At 44.8% G+C, this 20,590-nt stretch carries 16 protein-coding genes and 10 pseudogenes; 12 read left to right on the forward strand and 14 right to left on the reverse strand.

The window, feature by feature from the left end; translation table 11 throughout:
* Positions 1-188: 188 nt before the first annotated feature.
* Both VTH8203_RS03975 and VTH8203_RS03980 read right to left on the reverse strand, forming a co-directional pair.
* On the reverse strand, positions 189-3,269 hold the full coding sequence (locus VTH8203_RS03975; protein ID WP_096992493.1) for an efflux RND transporter permease subunit: 3,081 nt from the start codon (positions 3,267-3,269) through the stop codon (positions 189-191).
* A gap of 8 nt (positions 3,270-3,277) precedes the next feature.
* Positions 3,278-4,357, reverse strand: coding sequence for an efflux RND transporter periplasmic adaptor subunit (locus VTH8203_RS03980; RefSeq protein WP_096992494.1), 1,080 nt, complete (start codon positions 4,355-4,357; stop codon positions 3,278-3,280).
* 113 nt (positions 4,358-4,470) lie between these two features.
* Between VTH8203_RS03980 and VTH8203_RS03985 the strand changes: the two genes are divergently transcribed.
* Positions 4,471-5,070, forward strand: a complete 600-nt coding sequence (locus VTH8203_RS03985; protein WP_244181143.1) for a TetR/AcrR family transcriptional regulator — start codon at positions 4,471-4,473, stop codon at positions 5,068-5,070.
* Here VTH8203_RS03985 and VTH8203_RS03990 read toward each other — a convergent pair.
* Positions 5,045-6,049, reverse strand: a complete 1,005-nt coding sequence (locus VTH8203_RS03990; RefSeq protein WP_158296044.1) for a LysR family transcriptional regulator — start codon at positions 6,047-6,049, stop codon at positions 5,045-5,047. The genes VTH8203_RS03985 and VTH8203_RS03990 overlap by 26 nt on opposite strands.
* 97 nt (positions 6,050-6,146) lie before the next feature.
* Entirely contained in the window at positions 6,147-6,686 is a 540-nt protein-coding gene (locus VTH8203_RS03995) for a porin family protein (RefSeq protein WP_096992497.1), read from the reverse strand.
* A gap of 219 nt (positions 6,687-6,905) precedes the next feature.
* Here VTH8203_RS03995 and VTH8203_RS04000 point away from each other — a divergent pair, with 219 nt between their 5' ends.
* On the forward strand, positions 6,906-7,334 hold the full coding sequence (locus VTH8203_RS04000; RefSeq protein WP_096992498.1) for a VOC family protein: 429 nt from the start codon (positions 6,906-6,908) through the stop codon (positions 7,332-7,334).
* 204 nt (positions 7,335-7,538) lie between these two features.
* Positions 7,539-7,709 carry a hypothetical protein gene (locus VTH8203_RS24415; protein ID WP_158296045.1) on the forward strand — a complete coding sequence of 57 codons (171 nt, stop codon included), beginning with the start codon at positions 7,539-7,541 and terminating at the stop codon, positions 7,707-7,709.
* 79 nt (positions 7,710-7,788) lie between these two features.
* On the opposite strand, the gene VTH8203_RS04005 is transcribed toward VTH8203_RS24415, so the two are convergent.
* The 3 genes from VTH8203_RS04005 to VTH8203_RS04015 all read right to left on the reverse strand — a co-directional run bounded on the left by VTH8203_RS04005 (position 7,789) and on the right by VTH8203_RS04015 (position 9,347).
* Complete coding sequence (locus tag VTH8203_RS04005) at positions 7,789-8,079, reverse strand: putative quinol monooxygenase (RefSeq protein WP_096992499.1); 291 nt, start codon at positions 8,077-8,079, stop codon at positions 7,789-7,791.
* Between the two features lie 198 nt (positions 8,080-8,277).
* Positions 8,278-8,706 carry a MarR family winged helix-turn-helix transcriptional regulator gene (locus VTH8203_RS04010; RefSeq protein WP_096992500.1) on the reverse strand — a complete coding sequence of 143 codons (429 nt, stop codon included), beginning with the start codon at positions 8,704-8,706 and terminating at the stop codon, positions 8,278-8,280.
* A 2-nt stretch (positions 8,707-8,708) separates the two neighbouring features.
* The gene (locus VTH8203_RS04015; RefSeq protein WP_096992501.1) at positions 8,709-9,347 is read right to left on the reverse strand and encodes a cytochrome b/b6 domain-containing protein; all 639 of its coding nucleotides are present in this window, start codon (positions 9,345-9,347) and stop codon (positions 8,709-8,711) included.
* A 120-nt stretch (positions 9,348-9,467) separates the two neighbouring features.
* Between VTH8203_RS04015 and VTH8203_RS04020 the strand changes: the two genes are divergently transcribed.
* The 4 genes and pseudogenes from VTH8203_RS04020 to VTH8203_RS04035 all read left to right on the forward strand — a co-directional run.
* Positions 9,468-9,932: a c-type cytochrome gene (locus VTH8203_RS04020; protein WP_096992502.1), complete on the forward strand. Its 465-nt coding sequence runs from the start codon at positions 9,468-9,470 to the stop codon at positions 9,930-9,932.
* Positions 9,933-9,962: 30 nt separating this feature from the next.
* A pseudogene (locus VTH8203_RS04025) lies at positions 9,963-10,637 on the forward strand (hypothetical protein).
* A gap of 108 nt (positions 10,638-10,745) precedes the next feature.
* Positions 10,746-11,402 (forward strand): HAD family hydrolase, encoded by a 657-nt coding sequence (locus tag VTH8203_RS04030; protein WP_096992503.1) that lies wholly within the window; start codon positions 10,746-10,748, stop codon positions 11,400-11,402.
* 466 nt (positions 11,403-11,868) lie between these two features.
* Positions 11,869-12,108, forward strand: a pseudogene (locus VTH8203_RS04035) (UTRA domain-containing protein); the annotation flags it as partial.
* Positions 12,109-12,202: 94 nt separating this feature from the next.
* Here the strand turns inward: VTH8203_RS04035 and phnX are convergent.
* Together phnX and VTH8203_RS04045 are read right to left on the reverse strand one after the other, a co-directional pair.
* Positions 12,203-13,020, reverse strand: a pseudogene (gene phnX, locus VTH8203_RS04040) (phosphonoacetaldehyde hydrolase).
* A pseudogene (locus VTH8203_RS04045) lies at positions 13,013-13,300 on the reverse strand (aminotransferase class III-fold pyridoxal phosphate-dependent enzyme); the annotation flags it as partial. The pseudogenes phnX and VTH8203_RS04045, both read right to left, overlap by 8 nt.
* Positions 13,301-13,304: 4 nt before the next feature.
* On the opposite strand from VTH8203_RS04045, the pseudogene VTH8203_RS04050 reads away from it, so the two are divergent.
* The 3 genes and pseudogenes from VTH8203_RS04050 to VTH8203_RS04060 all read left to right on the forward strand — a co-directional run.
* Positions 13,305-13,664: pseudogene (locus tag VTH8203_RS04050) on the forward strand (putative 2-aminoethylphosphonate ABC transporter permease subunit); the annotation flags it as partial.
* A gap of 27 nt (positions 13,665-13,691) precedes the next feature.
* Positions 13,692-14,396 carry a phosphonate utilization transcriptional regulator PhnR gene (phnR, locus tag VTH8203_RS04055; protein WP_096992504.1) on the forward strand — a complete coding sequence of 235 codons (705 nt, stop codon included), beginning with the start codon at positions 13,692-13,694 and terminating at the stop codon, positions 14,394-14,396.
* A 65-nt stretch (positions 14,397-14,461) separates the two neighbouring features.
* Positions 14,462-15,361: pseudogene (locus VTH8203_RS04060) on the forward strand (EamA family transporter).
* 52 nt (positions 15,362-15,413) lie between these two features.
* On the opposite strand, the pseudogene VTH8203_RS04065 reads toward VTH8203_RS04060, so the two are convergent.
* From VTH8203_RS04065 to VTH8203_RS04075, 3 genes and pseudogenes are all read right to left on the reverse strand, one after another.
* A pseudogene (locus VTH8203_RS04065) lies at positions 15,414-16,132 on the reverse strand (oxidoreductase); the annotation flags it as partial.
* Between the two features lie 673 nt (positions 16,133-16,805).
* The gene (locus VTH8203_RS04070; RefSeq protein ID WP_096992505.1) at positions 16,806-17,087 is read right to left on the reverse strand and encodes a D-fructose-6-phosphate amidotransferase; all 282 of its coding nucleotides are present in this window, start codon (positions 17,085-17,087) and stop codon (positions 16,806-16,808) included.
* Between the two features lie 195 nt (positions 17,088-17,282).
* A pseudogene (locus tag VTH8203_RS04075) lies at positions 17,283-17,414 on the reverse strand (alkene reductase); the annotation flags it as partial.
* Between VTH8203_RS04075 and VTH8203_RS04080 the strand changes: the two are divergent.
* Positions 17,412-17,558: pseudogene (locus tag VTH8203_RS04080) on the forward strand (ABC transporter ATP-binding protein); the annotation flags it as partial. The pseudogenes VTH8203_RS04075 and VTH8203_RS04080 sit on opposite strands and share 3 nt — an antisense overlap.
* A 194-nt stretch (positions 17,559-17,752) precedes the next feature.
* Positions 17,753-19,447, forward strand: coding sequence for a phospho-sugar mutase (locus VTH8203_RS04085; RefSeq protein WP_096992506.1), 1,695 nt, complete (start codon positions 17,753-17,755; stop codon positions 19,445-19,447).
* A 72-nt stretch (positions 19,448-19,519) separates the two neighbouring features.
* Here VTH8203_RS04085 and VTH8203_RS04090 read toward each other — a convergent pair.
* Both VTH8203_RS04090 and VTH8203_RS04095 read right to left on the reverse strand, forming a co-directional pair.
* A pseudogene (locus VTH8203_RS04090) lies at positions 19,520-20,389 on the reverse strand (CobW family GTP-binding protein); the annotation flags it as partial.
* Positions 20,390-20,401: 12 nt separating this feature from the next.
* Positions 20,402-20,590, reverse strand: a 189-nt coding sequence (locus VTH8203_RS04095; protein WP_279627164.1) for a transposase, incomplete at its 5' end; no start/stop codon positions are given.

Genomic DNA, 20,590 nt, shown 5'->3' on the forward strand with positions numbered 1-20,590 from the left:
CGGGTGAGAAATTGTTATCGAATAGCTTGCTGCCAAAACAAAAGGGCATACGTGATGCCCTTGATGGTAGCTGTCATTCTGTGACGATTTCAGGTTCAGACGTTTCACGAACCAATGTCTCCAATGACCGTTTAATCAACGTGCTGCTTGTCGTCAAAAAAGCAGTGACGCCGATATCCACTCGGCCATTATGGTTGTGCTTGACGTTGCAGGCCTTTTTGATGACGAGGCTTAACCATCATTCGATAAACAACAGGCACAAAGTAAAAAGAGAGCAACGTTGTGAGCACAGTACCACCTGCAATAGCGACCGCGAATGGCGGCCAGAAACCACCGCCCGCGATAATGAGAGGCATAAATCCACCAACGGTTGTGATAGTGGTGGAGGTAATATGACGAGTACATGCCATAACCGCATCGACGGATGCATCGATATCGCCTGATGATGCTTTCTCATCCAATCTCAGCTCCGCCAATATTACGATAGCTGCGTTAATAGCGAGTCCCATGATGCCCAGCATCGCGATGATGACGGTAAAGCCAAACGGATAGTTGAAGATCCACACAGAGAGCAGTCCTAATCCACCTGCCAATCCCGCTACCATAAAGATGATAGTGCTCAACCTAAATGAATTGAACGACATAACGACGACTAAAATCATCAAGACCACCACAACGGAGATATTCGAAATTAGTAAACTGACAGAGCGGTCTCGCTCTGCAGACTCACCGCCAAAATCGAGGTGATAACCCGTAGGTAAGGTATAGTCAGTCAAACGTTGCTGGAATTCATTGAGCACGGTTTGTGGCAATACTCCCGCTTGGATATAGCCCTCTATGGTATTAACCCGCTCACCATTGCGTCTGGTAATTGCGCCTCGGCTGGTGGTGAGTTCAAGGTCAGCGAGTGTCGAGACGCTGACTCCCGTAGTATAGATATCGGAAGAGATAGGCAGGCGTATGTTACCAAGGTGCGACAGGTTTTCACGCTCTTCCTTAGCAACTCGGACACGAATCGGAATAGATTCGCTGCCCTCAGTGACCGATCCTGTTTCTCGCCCGACTAACGTTGCCTGCAGCATGTTAGCAAACTGGTTGAGCGTAATGCCATTGAGCTTAGCCGTATCTTCATCCACCTTTAACCAGACTTTTGGGGTACCTGGTTGCAGGGTTTCTCTGGTATGCGTGACATGAGGTATGTTGGCAAGGATGAGTCGGATATCTTCTCCGATAGCCTTGAGCACATCGAGATTCTCACCATAGACTCGTAACTCTATTGGTGCTTTAAACGGAGGACCTTGTTCTAGTTTTCTCACTAAAATTTGAGCAGAAGGGATTTCTCTGTTTAACCTCTCCTGAAGCTCTGGAATGACCTTATTGGCTGTTTGGAATGAATCCATTTTAACCATTGCTTGAGAGAAATAAGGCGCGTTATTTTGTGTTGCTTGCAGATTGTAGTAAAACGATGGGAAGTTAGCGCCAACTAACCAATCAACGCGCTCTACACCGTCATAGGAGCGAATAATGTCATCGACACGTGCCGTCGATGCTTTAGTCGCATAAATACTGGCTTGTGGTGGCAAGAATACTTGTACCTCAAACATGTCACGGTCCGAAGGAGGAAAAAACTGTTCGGTCAGCTGAGACATGCTCCAATAGCCAGTGATAGGAACGGCCAAAACGAGCAACAAAGAAATCATAGGGTGTTTGATCGCCAGTTTTACCGAATGGGCAAAAGCGTTCGTCAAAGCGGGAATGCGAAGCCCGGTGTTGTACCAATGGTCTCCGGATGTGTGACTAGGTAATAACATAGTCGCGAATCCCGCAATAACAGTGTGCGAGAGGATATAGGAGCCCACCAGAGAAAAAGAGACGGTGATGGCAATGGCGCCGACAAACTCACCGGTAGCGCCGGGCATTAGAATAATAGGTGCAAAGGCGAGAATGGTGGTGAGTGTCGAGCCTAGTAAGGGTACCCACAGATGTGATAGTGCATTGATGGTTGCCTCGAGGCGAGCTTGCCCTTTCAATCGATAACTTTGGATAGTGTCCACCATGACCACTGCGTTATCCACCATGATTCCCAGCGCAACAATAAGTCCGGTGACTGACATTTGGTTAATGGGGATGCCCGTCATTTTCATCAATGATAGGGTAAACATTGATGTTAAGGGTAAAGCAATCGCCACAAGAACTGCCGCTCGCACGCCTAGTGTTACAAACAGTACAATAAGTATCAGGCTAAATCCGATAAGCAAGCTTTGCCCTAAGTCCACTAAGCGTGTCGTCGTATAGCCTTGCTGATCAAAGAGTACATTAACCTTGATGTTAGTTGGCAACTCTTGCTGGAAGCGATCAATGACGTCCATTGCTCTCGCCGTCCACTGATCAACTCTTAGCTCAGGCGCCATCCTTGCTGCGACAATAACGCCGGGCTCACCATCAATGAGTGCCATTTCATTTTCAGGTGTCCTAGCGCGGCGAGTGACGCTGGCAATATCTTCCAATCGAATAATATGACCATTATCGTCAACCATTAATGGCACTTGTTTGATACGTTCGATGGAATCCAGCTCTGACTCAATTTCTAGACCAAAGCGGACAAAATGGCTGACCAGTTGTCCTGCGGAGTTTTTCGCGTCTGCGCCGGTTAGGCTATCACCAATGTTGATACTAGAATGGCCAAACGCCGCGGTGTCAGCGGTACGCAGGCTAACTTGTATCTCTTCCTTTGGCATTCCGTATTCATCGACAAACTCAGTACCTGATAAGGTTCGGAGCCTTTTCGCCAATTCTTTAGCATAGCGCCCTAATGTCAGAATATCGGTGTTACCAGGGCCATCCCAAGTCAGAGCGGAAATGATGGTAAAGGCGTAGGTATGGTCACTATCTAAATCAGGAGCACCTGAACCTTTTGGTAAAACAGGGATAATGTCAGACAGCTTGTCTCTTGCTTTAGACCAGACTGGCTCAGTGATGTCGTCCTTTAGCTCAATCGTGACGATGGAGATGCCTGGTCTGGATGTTGAGCTTAACAGTTTAACTTCACTTAGCTCTCTCAGTTTGTTTTCAACCACCTCAGTAACCAAGGTTTCGACCCGCTCAGCACTTGCGCCCGGAAAACTTGTCGTTACATTGGCAAAACGATTGCTGATAATGGGATCTTCTGCTCTTGGTAACGACGAAAACGCCGCCAGCCCGCTTACGATCAATAAGGCGGTCATTAAAATGAGTAACCGAGTGTTGGTGATGATTTGAACGGCTTTCATTCCACCACCTATTGAGCGCTTGTTAGTACAGGTTGTCCGGGAACCACACGATGTAAGCCGCTGGCAATAATGGGCTCGCCATCGGCAAGGGAGCCATTGATAAAGGCGCGCTCGCTATCGGCATATAATACGTTAACACTGCGGCGTTCCACCTTATTGTCGGTCCCAATGACATACACATTCCACACTCCCCGTAAACCATCAATCAGAGCAGTGAGTGGCACCCAGTAGCCAGATTCATCCATCGTTTGCTCGAATGCCAGATAGACGAGCTCTCCCTCTAAAACCGGCGCATTTTCAGGGAATTGATAACGAAGTGATACACTGCGTGATTTAGTATCGACCATCGCTCCAGGATTGAGAAGTGTGACGTCATAATGAGTATTGGAAACTCGTACGTGAGGAGAAGCCAATTGAGTAATGCGCTCAAGCTGTTGAGATGGTATACCGATAAAGGCCTCTTTCCCAGCACTAGCGAGCAATACTAAGGTGGGGGTGCCAACGTTGACAACATCGCCAAGAGAGACACGTCGCTTAGCGATGACGCCTGAATAGGGAGCACGTATCGTCGACTTTTCTTGTTTGAGCTTATTCGCGTTCCATGCTGCTTGCAACCGTACAAGATTGGCTTGCAATACCCCTTCTTGACTTGTGAGAGCGTCGATTTCCGCTTCTGCACTGAAGCCTTTCGATTTAAGAGACTGTTGACGTTTTAGGTTGGCTTTAACGAGCTTTAGCTGAGCGCGTACTTCATTGTTTTGCGCCTTTAGTTGGTTTGCTTCGGTAGCTAATAAGTCGGTATCAAGCTTAATCAGTGGTGCGCCTTTTTCTACCACATTACCCACATCGACATATAACGCCTCTACTTTGCCCGACAATTCAAAGCCAAGATTCGCTTGTTGGCCGGATTTCACTGTACCAACATATTCTCTTTGAACCTTGTATGAAGGGTTTAAGCTGATTTTCGTGGTAGAAACGGTCAGAGGTTCGACGGCTTTCACTTCTTGTTGTTCTGATTTTTGACAACCTTGTAGCAAAATCAGAAGAGTTAGTGCTGATGCTTTTGTGATTAATTGCCCTATTTGCATCATTAACATCCTATAAAACACACTTAATTGGTCATAGAATAATCACAATCAAACTGGACTGTCTAGTTTGATTATGTTAATTATTGGTTATTCCAAAGGTTGCTAACGGTATTGTGAGCATGATCCACAAAAGTGAGCAGAAGAGACTGCAAATATTGAAAGCGGCGGGGCAGCTGTTTTGTCAGCACGGCTATAAGGTGAGTATGGATCAAATCGCCAAACTGGCCGATGTCTCAAAGCAAACCGTCTATTCTCATTTCAAAACGAAAGACCAGCTATTCGAAACCTGCATTCAATATCGATGTGAGCAGCGGGCGATCGATGAATCGACGCTCAGCTTGGAGAGCCCGATTAAATCAACGTTGGTGGAATTTGGCGTACGCTTTCAAAACATGCATCTTGAGGACCAAGTACTGCAAACGTTTCGAAATGCTGTTGGTCAGGTCCAGTCGCATCCTAAAATCTCTGCGCTTTATCTCAAGTCTGGGCCCGAAAAGACGCTACATGTTCTGGCTAACTACCTTCAACGCCACCACGAAAAAGGCACGATTTGTCTCCCTAATCATTCGGAAAATGCGGCGATGCAGCTGTTGTTGATGTTTCACGGCAAAGCCACCTATTGGGCATTTTTGGGCGAAGATAGCACGCAAACCGAAGCACAGCGCAAACAATACATAGAAGAGTGCGTTAGCTTGTTTCTTGCCAATTGTTAACCGATGCTAAGTGGTGATGGGCATTTTCAGTCTTACGCTGCTGAAAGATCTGGGTAATTGAGTCATTAAGCCAATTGACCAATGCACTATTTTGGTGGCGAGTGTGAAAATAGGACAGTGCAGGGTACTGTGCTTCTGGTAACACTTGGTCAGGACTTAACATGGCCAAGTTGGGGTAATTATGTATTGGGAAGCAGTTTGTCGTTCCCATAAACATGTCTGATTGCTGTACGACATCGATAAGAGCAACTGGGTATTCAGAACTAAATCCTACTTCAAGTGGATACCCTAACCGTTTAAATATTTCAACGGTCGGACTGGTGTACTTGCTGTAGTTACTAACGATGAGCCTTGCTAACGGGTACTTTGACATAGATTCAACCGTGACCTTTTGTCTCGTAATTGGGTGCTCCTTTCTAACTAGCAGACAGGCATCAATATCCCCAATGGTCCTTTTTTCCATAAAAGGGTAGCGGTCGGTTAGCTCTGCATTAATACCCAATAATATGTCTCCTTTCTCGATAGCCGTTACGGTTTGATCATTCCATGAGGCGATATGGATTTTTAGGCCTGGAGCATGTTCACGAAAATAGCGGTATAACTCACCGGAAATAGAGAACACAAAACTTGAGGAGAGTGCGATCGTAATGTCTTGGTCTAGCTGAGTAGGGTCAAAAACATCAGTGTCATTGACGACATTCTCAATATCGTAAAGTAGCGGCAGCAACGAGTTGGATAGCTGCTCAGAAAACGGCGTTGGAGATAAACCTGATTTCACTTTAACGAATAATGGATCATCGAATTGATGACGAAGTTTTTGCAGGGACTGACTGACGGCCGGTTGAGAGACATACAGTCTTTGCGCCGCTTTGCGCATATTTTTCTCTTCGTAGAGTACCTTAAAGACGCGAAGAAGATTTAGGTCGAGGTTTGCAAAGCGGTTTTTAGCCACAGGGTTACTCTGTTTTGTGAATGGCATGGAAATGGTAGCACTCTCCAAGTTAGAAGTAAGTAAAAAGCCAATGTGAGACCACATTGGCTGAAATAAGTGGCTTAACTAACTGTTATTTAATAGGTTAGAATTTGTAACCAATCGTGAATGATAGGTAGTCTGCGTCAAGGTCACCGTACATTGGCAAATCAAAGCGAAGGTCTGCGTAAAGGCCCATGTCAAGTTCACCACGCACGCCTGCGCCGAGATAGATGCTTGAGTCATTACCAGTTATCTTGCCATAGTCTGATGTGTTGACTTCGTCACCAAGGAAAGCAAGCCCGAGCACACCGTAAGGTTTGATCCATGCTTGGCCGAGGTCAAACGCATAACCAATATCAGTATCAATTTTAAAAGTACGTGCTTTGTAGTCTAACTTTTCTTTGTAATCAGGAATATAAACATCATCTTGGTTCCATGCATAAGAGACATTAATACCGAAGATTTGGTTGAAGTCATAACCGTATTCAACCTTGACGCCGGTTCCTAAGTTCCAGCTTCCTTCTGTATCACTAAACTTCAAATTTGAAGCACCGATGCCCACACGGTGACCACTAAAATCGGTATTGGCAAATGCACCGGTTGAGAGTGCTGCGATAGCGGTGGCAAGAACTAACTTTTTCATTACTAACCCTTTATTGTCAAAAGCGACCCTGCTTATGGTTTACATTCCGTGCTCTGTTTCGATGAGGGCTAGTGTAATGATTGGTGCAAAAGACACTAATCATCAGTCATTAATACTCTGATAATTTCTGCTTATGACCTGGCAATTAAATAGTTGTTGACCTCAACTTAACTTGAGGAACTAGGCTAATCTCCAATCGCTAACAGTAGGAGCAACACAATGAATGGATATATCGAACACGCCAACATTACCCTAGTTAATCCCCAAAAAACCATCGGTTTCTTATTAGCAGCGTTGCCTAATTGGCGCATCAGAGGTCAAGGAAAAATGGCTGAGTGGTTTGGCAAAGAAGTGGAATGGTTTCATGTTGGTGATGACCAATCGTATATTGCCCTTCAGTCGGGAGGTGAGAGCCGAATAGGGGATTGGAACTGCCATTGGACGGGCGTAAAACACATTGGAATCGTCGTCGATGATCTGAATAACACCGTCGAACGTCTAAAAACAGCAGGTTATGAACTGGATCATTGGGGTGGCGATCACCCACATCGTCGTAGTGCTTATTATATGGAGGAACACAATATGCAGTTCGAGTTTGTGGAATATTTCTCAACGCATCATTCAGAGCGAAATGACTATAGCATTTAATTCCGTTCTATGAATCTTCTTCATAGAGTTTAAAAGACGGTAGTTTCTCATTAACTTGTTGATAGCATTAAGTTTAATTAAGTTATCTATTAATTCACGATAGATGATGTGGTTACCGTTGGGCTTGGCGAATAGTTGTGATTTGCTGAGGGTGACAACCTGAATTAACGTGTCGTTTATCAATGTGAGACATGAGAACCTGTTATGACAGATAAGAAAGACACGACGAGTGATGTGGAGAAACAGCGTCAAGAATTGATGGCGAGATTGAAAGGTGCCCAAAATCAGATGAAAGGCTCAGGGTCTGATAAGAGCAACGCATCCGGATTTCTGGATATGATGATCAAAAGTACGGGAACTTTTGAAAAGCAATAGTGACAATAATAAGCCCAAACGTTAGTTTGGGCTTAGCGGAAATTTGAGCATGAGTGTTTAGCTAACGCCGTAATATGATCTAGCCAATCTGTGTCATTTCGTTGAGAGTGAAGCTTTCAACCGCATCTTCGGTTGCCGATTTATATTGAGTCAGATGCTGCGCCGCTAAATGTGCCATCAATAACTCACGAGACTCCCAGTTCTCATAAAACATGAAATGCGCTTGATTTTCATTATCTTGGTGAAGATCGTAGTTGATACACCCTTCTTCTCTACGCGTGATTTCAATGAGTTTGAGTAGCTCTGTTTTCACAAGTTCAATGTGGTCAGGCTTTGCGATGATGTTAGCGACGATAGTCAGCTTTGCCATGGTAATTCCTCGTTAAAATGGATCTGCTAGTCATGATGGGATAACGCTATTCTATCTTGGCTGAAACAAAACAAAAATAATGAGAGGTTTGAAAGATCATCAAATCATGGTTGATAATCTTGATGCGTCCATTATTCGATTGCAGGTCACTCGCCTGTTCATTGGCACACATGAACTCAGGCGAGTGGTTACGTTGGATTAAAGAGGCGCGACTAGCTTTTGTAAAATAGCTATAAGTGTACGCTGTTCTTCCTTTTCAAGACCTGAGAGTAAATCCTGATTAATTTCAACAGGAAGATGAATGACATCTTCTTTTAACGCATGTCCTTTTTCTGTTAAAAAGATGCGAAATGAACGGCGGCTTTCTGGATCAGCCCGTCGCTCAACCAGGTCCAGCGCTTCTAATTTATCGAGCGTTCGAGTCGTCGTGGAGCTTTCAACCTTCGACATTTGGGCGATTTCTCGTTGAGTCATCCCCTCTTTTTCCCATAAGCACATCAGAGTGGGCCAGAGCGCGAGCGTGAGTCCCTTTTCTCTTAATCGTTTATCAAACTCTTTTGCAGCGTGATTGGCCGCAACATTTAGCAACCAACCAAAGCTGGATTGACGATCAAATTCATTGTTCATGTTCATACCATTGAAATAGCAACTATTGCCATCGTAACCAATATTGAGAAAATTAGCACTAACAAAGCTTTGACGTTGCTAGACAAAATGGGGGCATGAGCATCGCGATTCAATCGTTGATGTCCAGTGAACATCGCCATGACAAGGCTCTTCCCACCGAGCTTGTAGACAATAATAGCGCCAACATGAAGCGCGATAATCATCGGCAGAATATCGGCTAAGACTATATGAAAGGTGCCTGCTACATCATAAAGTGATTCAGGTATTACGAAGCCGACGCTCTCCAAACCGTCAAAGATTCCCGCTAAAAGCATGCCAGTAACGCATTGAAGAAAGAGTAATCCGAGCATTGTGACTACCATGAGCGCACCCAACGGATTGTGTCCAACGTAGGAAATTGTTTTACCGAATACATATTGGACAATCGTTTTTGGATTTTTGAGGAAAGCACGGAACTGGCTACTTTCACTGCCGATAAACCCCCATATTACTCGCCAAATCAATAGAGTGAATAATATCAATCCCAATTGAATATGAGGCCCTTGACCGTTAAAACCTGTGATGACAAGTCCTGAAAATACGATGGCTTGAACCCAGTGGTACAGTCGGGTTGCAAGATCCCATACTTTAACCTTTTGCATAATTTGATCCTCTAATCTTGAGTGGTTGACATTAATTTACACAACAACTGTTGCGTACGAAATATTTGTTGTGTAAATTAAATGACATCCATAGAGACATACAAAACAGACGGAGGAATTATGTTTATTCAGTATTCGAAGACCAAGTTAGTGCTGTTGCTCGCATTATCGACAAGCACTTCACCTTTGGCACTTTGTGCTCAGGATTCTAATGCGAAAGACATCATAGATGCGCGGCAAAAAGCCTTTAGCGACATTGAGTCACAAACGAAAGTCGTAAAGAAAATACTTAATGGCAATGAAACCGATTGGTCAAATTTACTGGAAGCAAGCAACCAGCTTGTGGCGAGCAGCGATGCGCTAAAGGGTGCATTTGTGTCAGGGACTCAAGTAGGAAGTAAAGCGAGAGAGAGCGTGTGGGGTAAGCCGGAAAAATTCAATCGCCTACTACAACAGATGGAGGAGGGGTATCAGCAAGTGGCACTGGGTGCGCAAAAACAATCTACCGTGGAAATCGAGAAGGGTCTGAAGGCAGCGGAGTCTACATGTAAAAGTTGTCACCGCAGTTATCGTTCACGTTGGTAACAAATATCCGTTAAATACGAAGGTAAAGTCATGAGAAAAATAATCAAAAATCTACTCGCTATCGGTGCACTTCTTTTGGGTACTGGTTCTGCTTATGCATATGATTATGGCGTTGAGCTAAAGTGGAGCACTGACGACATCGCACAAGTCCTTAATACGATGCCGGAACAAAGAGCCTCATTTAAGAAACTGGTGTAGAGTGGAAAAATCAAAGATATGTTTGTTGAAAACAGCAAAGTAGGTGGACAGAAAACGCAACTTTTGAAGTTCGTTATGGAAGCAGAGAACGAGCAATCGGTTCGCGAACAGTTAGCTAAATTACCTTTGTATCAACAAAAGTTGGTCACAATAAACCACGTTCAGCGGTTAGGCTCAAAGTGGTTAGACAATACACCGCAAGCGAATAACTTTGGGCTCACTTTCATCTGGAAGGCAGGGGTAGAACCCTTAGAAATTGACCGAGTACTGGGCATCGATTTACAGCGAGTGATAGCGCTTAATCAAGTTGGTACTGTTACGTCCTCGTATATCGATACTCAGGATCTAGACAATGGTGTTGTACGACCTACATACTTGGTGGCAGTACTTGCCAAAGATGCTGAGCAAGCCTTGGAAATGAGCAAACAATTTGAAGCAGTGACGATGGGCTACGCTGATGTGCAAGTCGAGCCTCTAGGTCACAAGTTGGACATGAGTCAGTTATAAATCAGAAAGCGCTGCAATTAAGTCTGTTGTGGCGCATGTCACTATTCCACTGTTATTCATAACCTTATATTATTCAAAGAGTTTATTCAGATTGAGGTAGGATAAAACATGACGACTAAGTCACTTTTTCTATTTGATATGGATGGCGTACTCATCGAATCAGAGCCTTTTTGGCGTACAGCGCAGATTGAGGTACTAGCGAATTACGGGACGAGTGCGACGGTCGAAGACTGCATCGAGCATACCATGGGAAAACGACTTGATGATATCGCGGCAACATGGATTCAAATGTTTAACTTGACTGTGGATGCTAAGGTGCTGGAATCAGAGATAATGCAAAGAGTAGTTGCACTTGTCGAACAGGAAGGCGAGGCGATAGAGGGTATTCCGACACTGATCTCAGACTTGAAACAAAGAGACTTTCGCCTCGCTTTAGCCAGCTCTTCTGCTTATCCAATTATCCATGCGGTGACTGAAAAACTAGGCATACAGGACAGCTTTGACTTGATGTTAAGCGCAGAAGACGTACCAAATGGTAAGCCAGCTCCCGATGTTTATTTGGAAGTTTGTCAGCGATTAGATGTTCCAGTGGAGCAGGCATTCGCATTAGAAGACAGCCTAACAGGTGTGAAAGCCGCTGTTGCGGCGCAGCTAACCACCATTGCTATGCCTTTTGAAAATAACCCTGCGTTTTCAATTGCGGATTGTGTCGTGGAGTCGGTGCAGGATGTAATAACAATGGTGGATAATCATGCCGTGGCATGAGAAAACGAGCCAATAGATGTAAAAATGTGAGTTGCTAAGAGGCAACTCACAGAAACTCTTACTTTTCTATATTTGTCATCACTTTATGTTCTTTAGATAACTGTTGGTGCACATTACCGCTTGGTCAGATAAGTGCCTCTAACGTACCTCATATAGCCGTCATCCTCTCGAACGTGAGGATCTCCAACCGCGTGTAACAAATTAAAACCATTCAACTAAGTCACGTAATTTAGCTTTTCGACGCGCTGAATGAGATTCCCTTTTTCAAGGGAATGACGGCAATTTTGAAGATGGCTTGAAGCACTAACAGGGACCAAAGTGCTTTAACTTGCCTTCGCCGTCTAACTTGATATAGCCAATACAACGAAAAAACCCGCCTCGCAGCGGGGTAGGTCAAAGAGTTTGATTATGAACTTATCAGGACCATAAGTTACCAATAGTGAACCTGTGAAGTCTCAATTAAACAGGCTCTAGGTATGATTTTATTGAGAAACAAAAAGGTTTGGTTATCGATCGTAGCGAACAAGAGATCATTCCTGTATTACCACCGGAAGATATTGCTGATCTACTGCAAATTAACCCAGCTCAGCCCATCATAGAGAAGCGAACTAGAGGTTATTTACGCGGAGATACGGTGTTCGAGTATAGTCGTAACTACTTTAAATCTAGCGAATATAAATTTACCTTGGTAGCTAAGCGACATTAACGCAAAACCCGCAGCTAGGCTGCGGGTTTTGCGTTCAAATGCTCGATAAGCCAAAGGAGCTCAACGCGCTTCTTGTAATGTCGACGTGTCGCCGTTAAGGACGTTCGCCAGCAGCCAGACGTTTTTCGATATCCGCGATGACGTCTGGGAGGTCAGCGATGGTATCGATGAGGTGGTGTGGTGACGCTTTGCCCAGTTTTGTGCGAGCGCGGTCGCGGGCAGCGTTAAGAGTGGCATCATCTGCCGCTTGGTATTAGTCAAGCGTTAAGCCTGCCTCGTTGCCTGATAGCAGTAGGCCAACAGTCCACATACCAGCATTATGACCCTCTTCGATACCCGGAGCGGCATCATCGACTTTCACACACGCACCAACACAGCCAACACCAAGCTCAATCACGTTTTTCAGTGCCATAAATGGTGCAGGACGACCACCTTGAGGGAGATCATCTGTGGCAACCACATAATCCGGTTTGTAGCCGTAGTCTGCAGCGACAGGAATAAGTGCATCCATGACCTCTCTTGGATAACCAGAGCACGAGCCAATCTTGATTCCTTTGTCTTTAAACGAACTCACCACCTCAACGGCATTAAGAATCGGCTCAGCATGATCCGCGACTTTGGCTTTTTGCAAAGGCATAAGGCGGCGTAAATCGTGTCGACATCTGATTCACTCATCTCTTTACCGAATTGCGCAATCCAACGTGTTTTTACGCCTGGTAATTGACCGACCGCTTTAATATGGTCCCATTTACCAATGCCCATGGGCTCACGAGCTTCAGCAAGTGTAATATCAAAGTTGAAACCCTGTTTAAATGCTTCCACAAAAATAGTCGTTGGTGCAAATGAACCAAAGTCCACAATAGTCCCTGCCCAGTCGAAAACGATGGCTTGAATTGGAGATGAATTAGACATAGTTGAAATCCTTACATACTTTAGTGATTGCTTGCTCGAAAATATCGAGTGCGGTCGTCAGCTCTTCACGAGTAATAACGAGGGGGGGACTAAGCTGAATAACGTTGCCTTGCGACACCTTAAAACTCAGTCCGTGGTTCAAACATTGGTAAAGAACTTGTTCTGCCTCGTCGAATGCGCGTGCTTTAGTGACATGACTCTTCACTAATTCCACACCCCAGAGTAGACCAATACCGCGTACGTCACCAATGACTGGATACTGTTGCTTCATCGTGTCTAGGCGAGCTTTGACTGCTCTGAAGCAGTTACCGGCAGAGATTGAAGCCACCGCTGCTTCAGTTAAACTCCCACAATATAAGCTGTTTTTCAAAGTTTCGCTGCCTTGCTGTTTACCAGCGGTATTAGATATAGCGATATATTTATTTATCAATGCTTTAACAACCACATCGGCAGTAGTATTCTTGTATTCAACCAACACCATTCCGGCATCAGTAGCGGTGCTGAATATGGACGATGCCGGGCAGACGGGCAGCGCTGCGGCAATGGCTGTGATGAGCATGCTATCGGCAGCGGTGGCAAAACTCACCCATATGTTTGTTGGAAAGCTGTTTGAAGGTCGAACTCAAGCGTGGCGCAAGCGCTAATAACAATGATTGAATTAAGGATGCGGTGTGCAATACGTAAAAATTAAAGACGCTATCGTTGAGCAAATAGACTCAGGAATGCTCACACCAAGACAAAAACTGCCAGCAGAAAGAAAGTTAGCAGAGTCTTTTGACACGACTCGTGTAACGCTGCGTGAAGCGTTGTCACTACTTGAGTCGGAAGGTCGTATTTATCGCGAAGATAGGCGTGGCTGGTTTATCTCACCAGAACCACTGCGTTATGATCCTACTCAAACATTGAACTTTACCAATATGGCGAAAAGTCAAAATCGAACGCCAAAAACTGAGCTGTTGTCAGCCAAAGCGATGTTAGCCACCAAGCAAGCAGCAGAGCTTTTGCATCTGCCGCCGTTCTCCGATATTTATCGAGTAGATCGCGTTCGTTATTTAGAAGATCGCCCAGTCGTGTTCGTGACAAACTTTATTCGGACGGAACCATTTGCCAACTTGTTAGATTTCGACATGGCAAACTCCTCTTTGACGGATATCTATCGTGACGAGTATGGTGTCACCTACAGTAAGGTGAAATACCGAGTTAGCACGACTTCGCTTCTTGGCGACATCGCGCAAGCATTACGTGCAACGTCTGGCACTCCGGCGATGATGGTTGAGCGCATCAACTACAATCAACATGGCGAACTGATTGACTGTGATATTGAATACTGGCGACACGATGCCATCAATATCGAATCTATTGCCCAGCTCGATTAATAGCAAGTAACTCATCCCTTTTGATTTCTCGATAGGGATGACTTTTATGTTTGTTGGTACCCACTTTGACTCTCTATGCGGCTGTTCTCGTTATTTTTTCTGCACTGCTCCACGCGGGATGGAATATTCTTGGAAAATCGAATACTGGCTCTGGCTATTCGTTTACTTTAGGCGCGTCCATTGCTCCGCTTATCTTACTGTTCCCCTATTTAGTCTGGTGTATTTCGGTGCTTGGCTTTAACAGCCTTGACGGTTACTTTTGGCTATTGGTTACGCTAAGTGGGATCGGCCAGGCCATCTATCTGATTGGCTTAATTAAGGCTTATGATATGGGTGACATTGGGGTGATTTACCCTATCGCGCGCGCCTTACCCGTATTGATGGTTGGAATTGGAACGGTATTTATAGGGCAATCTCTGTCTATTAACGCATGGATTGGCTTTGTGGTCTTAACACTGGGTTGTTTGTTGATTCCCATGCGTCACTTCAAAGACTTAAGACTTGGCTCCTATCTAAATTTAGGTGTGCTCTGGTCGTGTATTGCTGCGATAGGTACCACGATCTACTCCATCATCGACAAACAAGCACTGACATGGCTACAGCTTGAAACTAGCGGATTAACTAAAGTTCAGTTAGCCGTTTTCTATCTGGGTGTGCAGTTTGCTGCGATTGCGTTAATTTTGATCGCTTGGCTATTGGCGACCAATAAACGCAATGAGTTAGCGCTAACTTGGTAGCATCGTTACCGCTCCTCTATCGCTGGGGTCATGATGGGGTTGACCTATGGGATAGTGTTGTATGCCATGACTATGGTTGATAACGTCAGTTACGTGGTGGCGATGCGGCAGGTGAGTATCGTTTTTGGGCTACTAATGGGCATTTGGTTCCTCAATGAGAAGTGGCTGTATACTCGAGGCATTGGAGTGACGCTTGTACTGATTGGGCTGGTGGTTGCTTTGACTTAATGGCGTAGAGTTGTCAGGTCATAGGGCGTCCTATCGAAAGACCCAAGTTGATCTCCTCAAAACGGATTCCCGGCTCTTCAATCTCTTCAGGAGAGAAACGGTAGCCGATGATGAACTCAGGCATTTGGTGAGAGTTAGCAACCTGTTTCGCCTTGTCTAAAATAGCGAGCGGGAATGTGGTGCATTTTTCAATATCGCCACCCCATTTATCAGTGCGTCGGTTGGAGTGTGGAGAGAAGAACTGTTGGATAAGGTAAGTGTTGGCACCATGGATTTCGACACCGTCAAAGCCTGCAAGAATGGCACGATTCACCGCGTCACCAAAATGGTCGATCATGCCAATAATTTGCTCTTCGGTCATCTCGAGCGGGGTTTCTGCGTTATCGCGTAAAGCGGCAACAGGACTGGCAGAGATCGGTTGGTGGCCACCATTAAATTCGCCATTTGCCATGCGTCCCGCATGATAAATTTGTAAAATAGCCTTTGAACCTTTTGCTTTGATTGCCGTTGCTAATGTTTTTAGACCAGCAATTTTACTGTCGTGGTTGATACCCAAAGCTCCAGGGAATGCACGGCCATAGTTTTCGACAAATGCGCTTTCCACGATAATGGCCCCTGCATCTCCCGAACGAGAGGCATAGTAATCGACCATTTCTTGTGTTACTCCACCGTCAAAAAAAGCCGATTGAATGGTCATTGGTGCCATGACAATGCGGTTTTTAAGCGTGGTCTGAGACAGCCAAGCGTTATTTCTTCGATTAACTTTGTCATTAGTTAATATTCCTCATACTGATTAATTCTTATATGAAAGATTCCTCAAGAGACGAACGCACCAAGCATAACGACAAAGGGCTGCTGTCAAGGGATGTTTCATATAAGAAAAACATCACCGGATGATTTACACCCAAAAATACTATGGATAATTTTTATGAGTAAAATGAAAGGTTTGCATTCTAATTATGTATAAAATGCATATGTTTAAGAGTTGTTTATGTGTTTATTGCATTAAGTGTTTCTGGGGCAACAGCAACTAATTCTGGCTTGTAGACGAAGATTATAATCATGGAAGTTTTTTAATAACAATTGGTTATGTTTATTCTTGGTTGTTGATGCAACGACTCAAGGTAACGTAAGTGTTCTTTTCTTAGGTTAGAACCCGCTAACGCGGATGCGATAAATGCAAGATGAGCGGGCGTTAGTGACATTAATGTAACCTCAAGATATCGCGGTTTTTGGTGTTTTACTGAAACTAAGATTACGTTAGGGATCATCACATATTGTATCTGTGGATGGATATAGCGTGAAGGAAAAAGCGAAGAGGACAGAGAAAAGCACAAAAAGGGACGTGTGAATTGTCCATAGGAAAGGTCTTGATGTTATGAAGTGAGAGCAGTTGAGCAAGGGTAATGGTCAACGATAAATTGAGGATTACCCTTAAAACACGTCAGTGCGGTAGTTGCTCACTTTTACTCTTCATCAATAGGTATTGCTCAACGGCAGCGACAGTCTCTGCACGATTGATGTACCTTGCAATGAAGTAGGGTGGGACAAAGAAAGCAAGGAGATAAAAAGGTTCATGGAAGAAATCGGAAGCAAGCCCCGTATCATGGTTGGCGTAAGCAAATACTGCAAGTAGGCAAAGCAGAATGCTCAATCCTGCGAGCACGGTACAGATGATTAACAGTAATCCCAGAAAATCCCTTATGAACATTTTTGAAGCAGTCATGTTTTTCACTCCTGAAATATGATCGCTTTTAACATACTCCTAACAATGCATATATTTTTGAGCGAGGTCATATTTTGTGCAAATGAACGGTTTGCAAGGAGCTAATACCGGATTTGCAAAGAGAAAATTACCGTAACTGTAGGAATTTACTTACAAAAAAAGAGTGGCCCACCCTATGGGTGAGCCTTAGATGTATTACATTTTAGGGTAGTCAGTGTACCCTTTTTCATCACCACCAAACAGAGTTGTGCCATCTAATTCTGCCAGAGGCTTGCCGTGCGGTAAGCGAAAGACCAACTCTGGATTAGACACAAATGGACGACCAAAGTCCTATCGGATCGTGTACTGGTAATGCAAAAAGGCGAAATTATGGAGCAAGGCACTACCGATGAGATCTTCCATCATCCAAAGAGCGACTATACTCAAAAGCTGATTGATGCATCGTTCGATTTAGAGCCTGAAGAGGCATAGTCACCATATCTATTGGTAGGTAGGTGCTGGCTTACCTGCCATGATCGCTCTAGCTTGTTATCAAATTGAAGTTCATTTTATCGGTTGCCCTCTCTTTAATGGTATTGAGAGTCATTTACTATTCTTAAATAGACACTGAGAACCTGAAATATATCCCTCTTTGATCAGGTTGCCTCAATTAAGGAAACATCATTATGACTGAACAAATTACTCAATGGTTAGCACGCGATCCTGATCCAATCACTCAACAAGAACTACGACAGCTGGTGGAATCGAATGACGAGCGAGAGTTAAAAGACCGATTTGGATCTCGTCTTGCATTTGGAACCGCAGGCTTACGCGGCAAAGTAGGGGCGGGTCCAAATCGTATGAATCGTTTGGTCATTCAAGAAACCGCGACCGGATTGGGTCATTATCTTCTCCAGCAAATTAACGATGCCACATCGCGAGGTGTCGTCATTGGCTATGATGGTCGCCCTGATTCCAAGCAGTTTGCTCACGATACCGCGTCCGTTCTGACCGCGCTAGGTATTAAGGTGTACTTGACCTATAAAGTTGCAGCAACGCCGATCGTTGCCTTTGGTGTTCGTGAACTGAATGCGGCGGCAGCCGTTGTAGTGACAGCCAGTCACAATCCACCAGAATACAATGGATTTAAAGTTTATTGGGAAAACGGGGCGCAGATCATTCCTCCTCATGATTCTGGCATTGCAGCAAAGATTGACGACGCTACGACTCAACCTCTAACGTTGTTGCCATTAGACCAAGCGAAACAACAGGGTCTATTGGTTTGGTTAGAAGAGGACTACTATCAAACCTATCGCAAAACCATCAATCAAAGTGAGCTGCTAACGCCGGATAGCGATACGGATATTTCCATTGTTTATACTGCGATGCATGGTGTCGGTGCTGATATGGCAGAAACACTGTTAGCAGATGCAGGCTTTAACCAAGTGGCGAGTGTAGCTGAGCAGCGAGAACCGGACGGTACGTTCCCAACCGTTAACTTCCCAAATCCAGAAGAAGCTGGAGCAATGGATATGGTGATGGCACTCGGCAAGTCTGTAGGTGCAGATATTGCTTGTGCCAACGATCCAGATGCTGATCGTTTTGCAGTTGCAGTTAAACGTCCTGACGGTGAGTATCAAATGTTGACGGGAGACCAAGTAGGGTCACTATTTGGGGACTACCTGTTGGCAGGACAACCGAATTCACTAGTGGGGAATACCATAGTTTCATCGCGCCTACTGAGCAGTATTGCCAAGGCTTATGGTGCTGAGTATTACCAAACGTTAACTGGATTTAAATGGTTAACTAATGTTGCAATGACCCAAGAAAGCGCGGCCCATCCATTCCTGTTCGCTTATGAGGAAGCACTAGGGTATACGGTTGGCAATAAAGTGTGGGATAAAGATGGACTCTCTGCACTTGTGGCGTTTGCACAATTAACCGGCAAGCTCAAAGCGCAAGGTAAAACGCTATGGGATAAGCTTGAAGAACTGTATCGTCAACATGGTTTCTACTTTAATGCTCAGCGCAGTATTGCGTTGGATCCTAAATCGCCGCCTATTGGTGAGAAGCTTCGTCGTAACCCACCGACAGAGATAGCTGGTAAACGCATTGAAGTGATCGAAGATCTTAATTCATCGATTCGACAATTCGCCGATGGGTCAACAGAAACCATCGACTTGCCCGCTAGTGATGTGTTGATTTATCTGCTTGAAGATCAATCGCGAGTCATTGTACGTCCATCGGGGACCGAACCGAAACTTAAATGCTACTATGAGGTCATCAGCGACTTCCCGGTAGAGATGGACTATGCCCAAGCGAATCAAGCTGCACAAGTTAATATGTTGGCACTGATTGAAGCGCATCAGAAAAGTCTGTAACTATTAATAATGCAGTAGTAGAGAGCGGCCTACAAGCCGCTCTTTTTTGTTGTGACAGCTCGAAAAATGGATTCATCCTTGAAGACAATCGAGTATCTGCACTTCAAAGTCGCAGTCTATGGTATCTGCTATCAGCTCAATACGGCTTTCAATGCAATCATCGAGTGGCATTTCTGATAGGCCATCGGACGTAAGGTTGTAGCCAAAAACACCATCTTGAGTGATAAAACGGCTTTCATTCGTTCGACATCGAGTTCGACCAATAAGATGATCAGTTTCTTACGGTCGAAGACTTTATTGGCAGAGAACCGCCATCCACACTTTGAAAGCCTTCCCCCTCATTGATTGCTCTGAGAATTCCTGTCTCTGGGAGGGGGATTTCAGAGACAAGCGGTTTGTTATGACTATGATGATGGTGATGAGTCGGCTGTTGATGAATGGTGGTGTTTCCTTCGAATTCCTTAAAAGGAATAACACCATGATCCGCGAAGATAATCTTAGTATCCGGACGACCTATCTTAGCAACATAAGCAGACAGCTTATCGGCATCGCCCTCATCATATAGGTCGATCTTATTGCCCACGACAGTATCGGCGATGGCGATCTGTTGGTTAAAGGTATCGTGGTCTGTATAGCGACGGTCTGCCAAGCGGCGAGCATCGACTAGGGTGACATTCTTTTGTAATGACAGTACCTGACGATAGTGCTTGGTAGAGAGTATTTCCAACACTTCTTTGGGATGACCAAGACCAGTGGGTTCCATCAGTAAGCGATCGGGTTTTGCCTCAGAAAGCAGTTGATTTAGTGCAATTTGCATGGGCAATCCAGCCGCACAGCACATACACCCCCGGGAACTTCGCGGATAAAGACGCTTTGGCTTTCACCGTATTGACCGCCAACTAAGCTACCATCAACGCCAATTTCTCCGAACTCGTTAACTAACCTGAGATCGGTTTAAGCCATCGCCATCAATCCTGTCTTTTCAGTGTTTGTGATGTTGAGTGATGGCTTTTCTGGTTTCAGACAGTAAGCGATTAGTCCGCCAAGTAAATTCAACATAAAACCATGTAAGCTGCGATGCCTTGAGTGCTCTATTTGAGATATATTCTTTAATTGGTCATTAATCGTTTCAATAATGAACCT

The organism is Vibrio thalassae (assembly GCF_900089835.1).
GTDB classification, from domain to species: Bacteria; Pseudomonadota; Gammaproteobacteria; order Enterobacterales; family Vibrionaceae; genus Vibrio; species Vibrio thalassae.

Bases quoted from the DNA above. Each gene is read 5' to 3' on its own strand.
- VTH8203_RS03975 (WP_096992493.1), bottom strand. From the start codon at position 3,269: ATGAAAGCCGTTCAAATCATCACCAACACTCGGTTACTCATTTTAATG.
- VTH8203_RS03980 (WP_096992494.1), bottom strand. From the start codon at position 4,357: ATGCAAATAGGGCAATTAATCACAAAAGCATCAGCACTAACTCTTCTG.
- VTH8203_RS03990 (WP_158296044.1), bottom strand. From the start codon at position 6,049: ATGCCATTCACAAAACAGAGTAACCCTGTGGCTAAAAACCGCTTTGCA.
- VTH8203_RS03995 (WP_096992497.1), bottom strand. From the start codon at position 6,686: ATGAAAAAGTTAGTTCTTGCCACCGCTATCGCAGCACTCTCAACCGGT.
- VTH8203_RS04000 (WP_096992498.1), top strand. From the start codon at position 6,906: ATGAATGGATATATCGAACACGCCAACATTACCCTAGTTAATCCCCAA.
- VTH8203_RS24415 (WP_158296045.1), top strand. From the start codon at position 7,539: ATGACAGATAAGAAAGACACGACGAGTGATGTGGAGAAACAGCGTCAA.
- VTH8203_RS04005 (WP_096992499.1), bottom strand. From the start codon at position 8,079: ATGGCAAAGCTGACTATCGTCGCTAACATCATCGCAAAGCCTGACCAC.
- VTH8203_RS04010 (WP_096992500.1), bottom strand. From the start codon at position 8,706: ATGAACAATGAATTTGATCGTCAATCCAGCTTTGGTTGGTTGCTAAAT.
- VTH8203_RS04015 (WP_096992501.1), bottom strand. From the start codon at position 9,347: ATGCAAAAGGTTAAAGTATGGGATCTTGCAACCCGACTGTACCACTGG.
- VTH8203_RS04020 (WP_096992502.1), top strand. From the start codon at position 9,468: ATGTTTATTCAGTATTCGAAGACCAAGTTAGTGCTGTTGCTCGCATTA.
- VTH8203_RS04030 (WP_096992503.1), top strand. From the start codon at position 10,746: ATGACGACTAAGTCACTTTTTCTATTTGATATGGATGGCGTACTCATC.
- VTH8203_RS04070 (WP_096992505.1), bottom strand. From the start codon at position 17,087: ATGACTGCTTCAAAAATGTTCATAAGGGATTTTCTGGGATTACTGTTA.
- VTH8203_RS04085 (WP_096992506.1), top strand. From the start codon at position 17,753: ATGACTGAACAAATTACTCAATGGTTAGCACGCGATCCTGATCCAATC.